The sequence below is a fragment of the Agromyces binzhouensis genome (genome assembly GCF_004135055.1).
In the GTDB taxonomy this organism is placed as follows: domain Bacteria; phylum Actinomycetota; class Actinomycetes; order Actinomycetales; family Microbacteriaceae; genus Agromyces; species Agromyces binzhouensis.
The window spans coordinates 1-2,712 of the sequence record NZ_SDPL01000420.1; the positions used below are offsets into that span (position 1 = coordinate 1).

A 2,712-nucleotide genomic window follows, 5' to 3' on the forward strand; every position below is an offset into this window, starting at 1 on the left:
GTCAGGGGGACGCCTGCCGCCACGGCGGAGCGCACGGCCTCGGCGACCTCGGCGGCGGAGGTCGGGCGCACGACCGCATCGGGCGTGCCATGGCCGGCGAAGACGTGGGCGCCGGCCTCGTACTCGGGGGTGCCGGGCGCGTGCACGCGCTGGGGCATCCGCTCACTCAGTTCGGTGACGAACGACATGACGGTCAGTCTGGGCCGGGCCGCCGACATCCGCGACCCCTGTTCAGGCGTCGGCTACTCCCCGCTCGGGTGCGCCCCGGCCGCGTCGATGATCCAGGCGTTCGCGAACGCCCGCTCGCGCCAGGCCGCGTACCGACCCGAGACGCCCCCGTGGCCCGCCGCCATCTCGATCTTGAGGAGCGGGTCGGCGCCCACCTCGCGGAGGCGCGCGACCCACTTCGCGGGTTCGACGTAGAGCACGCGCGTGTCGTTCAGCGACGTGATCGCGAGGATCCGCGGGTAGCCCACGGCGTGCACGTTCTCGACGGGCGAGTACGACTTCATGTAGGCGTACACCTCGGGGTCGTCGAGCGGGTTGCCCCACTCGTCCCACTCGATGACGGTCAGCGGGAGCGACGGGTCGAGGATCGAGGTCAGCGGGTCGACGAACGGCACCTCGGCGACGATCCCCGCGAAGAGTCGTGGCGCGAGGTTCGCGACCGCGCCCATGAGCAGGCCGCCGGCCGACCCGCCCTGCGCGACGAGGTGGTCGGGCGTGGTGACGTCGCGGTCGATGAGGTGCTCGGCCGCGGCGATGAAGTCGGTGAAGGTGTGCTTCTTGTGCAGCTTCTTGCCGTGCTCGTACCAGAGCCGGCCCATCTCGCCGCCGCCGCGCACGTGCGCGATCGCGAACACCATGCCGCGGTCGAGGAGCGAGAGCCGCGGGATCCCGAAGGCGGGGTCGATCGCGTGCTCGTACGAGCCGTAGCCGTAGAGGAGCGTCGGCGCCGGCTCGCCGAGCGTGACGAGGTCGTGCCGGTAGACGAGCGAGATCGGCACCTTCGTGCCATCCGGCGCCGTCGCCCATTCGCGCTTCTGGGCGTATCGCTCGGGGTGGTAGTCGCCGAGCACGGGCTGCTGCTTGCGCACCGTGCGGGTGCCGGATGCCACGTCGACGTCGATCACCATCGACGGCGTCACGAAGCTCCCGTAGCCGATCCGCAGCGACGGCTGGGCCCAGTCGGGGTTCGCGCCGACGCCGGCGCTGGAGAGCTCCTCGTCGAAGGCGAGCTCGTGGAGCGTGTCGTCGGGCGTCGCGTCGGCGGGGATGCCCTGCGGCGGCACCTTCGCGATCGCCACGCGCGGAAGCCCCTCTCGCCGGTACTCGAGCGCGACGAAGTCGCGGAAGCCGTGGGCCGCCTCGATCCGGATCCGCGGGTCGTGGGGGAGCAGCACCCGCCGGTCGCCCTGCGGGTCGTCGGCCGCGACGCTCACGAGTTCGAAGTTCACCGCGTCGCCCTCGTTGTGGATGACGAGGAGCCGGTCCCTGCCGCCCGCGACGACGTGCTCGACGTCGTACTCGACGCCGTCCCGGCGGGGCCAGACGACGCGGAACTCCCCGGTCGGGTCGTCGGCGTCGAGCAGCCACGACTCGCTCGTGACGTGCGAGCCGGCCTCGAGCACGAGGTAGCGGCGGCTGCGGGTGAGGCCGATGCCGAGCCAGAAGCGCTCGTCGGGCTCGTGGAAGACCTTCGCGTCGGCCGATGCGGGCGTGCCGACCTCGTGCCGCCAGACCGTGTCGGGCCGCCACGCGTCGTCGACGGTCGTGTAGAAGACGTAGCGCCCGCTCTGGTCGAACAGCGCGCCGGCGGCGGTGCCGGGGATCTCGTCGTCGAACTCGCGACCCGAGCCGCTGAGGTCGCGCAGGCGGATCGTGTACCGCTCGTCGCCCTCGACGTCGACGCCGTAGAGCAGCGTCGAGCCGTCGGCGGTCACGTCGAAGCTGCCGAGCGAGAAGAACTCGTGGCCCTCGGCCTCGACGTTGTCGTCGAGCAGCACCTGCTCGCCGGGCAGCGGCGAGCCGTCCTCGGGGATGGCGGGCGGTTCCCAGTCGTCGGCCGCTCGCGCCGGCACGCGGCAGTGGATGCCGTACTGCAGCCCCTCGACCGTGCGCGAGTAGTACCACCAGTCGCCCTCGCGGGTGGGGACGCTGAGGTCGGTCTCCTTGGTGCGGTCCTTGATCTCCTCGAACACCTGCTCCTGGAGGAGGGCGAGGTGCCGGGTCCTCGCCTTCGTGTAGGCGTTCTCCTCCTCCAGGTGGGCGATGACCGCCGGGTCGTCCTTGTCGCGCAACCACTCGTAGTGGTCGATCACCACGTCTCCGTGGTGGGTGCGTTCGGTCGGTCGCTTCTCGGTCAGCGGAGGAGTCAGCACGGGGTCAACGGTACGCCGCCTCGACGACCGCCCGCACGCGGGCGAGCGCGTCCGCGAGCCGGGAGTCGGGCGGCGACGCGTAGCCGAGCACGATCCCGGACGGGCCCTCGCCCGGCACGGCCGAGTACTCGGCGAGCGGCGCGACGAGGATCCCGTCGTCGGCGAGCCGGGCGACGACGCGCGTCGAGACCTCGGGCGTCGACAGGCCGACGACGGCGTGCAGGCCGCCGTCGAGCCCGGAGAGCGGGGCGCCGTCGATGCCGTCGAGCGCCTCGATGACGAGGCTTCGGCGGTGCGCGTAGTCGCGCTTGGCCGCGGCGATGTGCCGCCG

At 72.4% G+C, this 2,712-nt stretch carries 1 protein-coding gene and 2 pseudogenes; all 3 read right to left on the reverse strand.

Features of this window, described 5'->3' with window-relative positions:
• Nucleotides 1–188, reverse strand: a pseudogene (locus ESO86_RS19135) (FAD-dependent oxidoreductase); the annotation flags it as partial.
• A 54-nt stretch (nucleotides 189–242) separates the two neighbouring features.
• On the reverse strand, nucleotides 243–2,381 hold the full coding sequence (locus ESO86_RS15090; RefSeq protein WP_129235717.1) for a S9 family peptidase: 2,139 nt from the start codon (nucleotides 2,379–2,381) through the stop codon (nucleotides 243–245).
• Nucleotides 2,382–2,385: 4 nt separating this feature from the next.
• Nucleotides 2,386–2,712: pseudogene (locus ESO86_RS19140) on the reverse strand (PLP-dependent aminotransferase family protein); the annotation flags it as partial.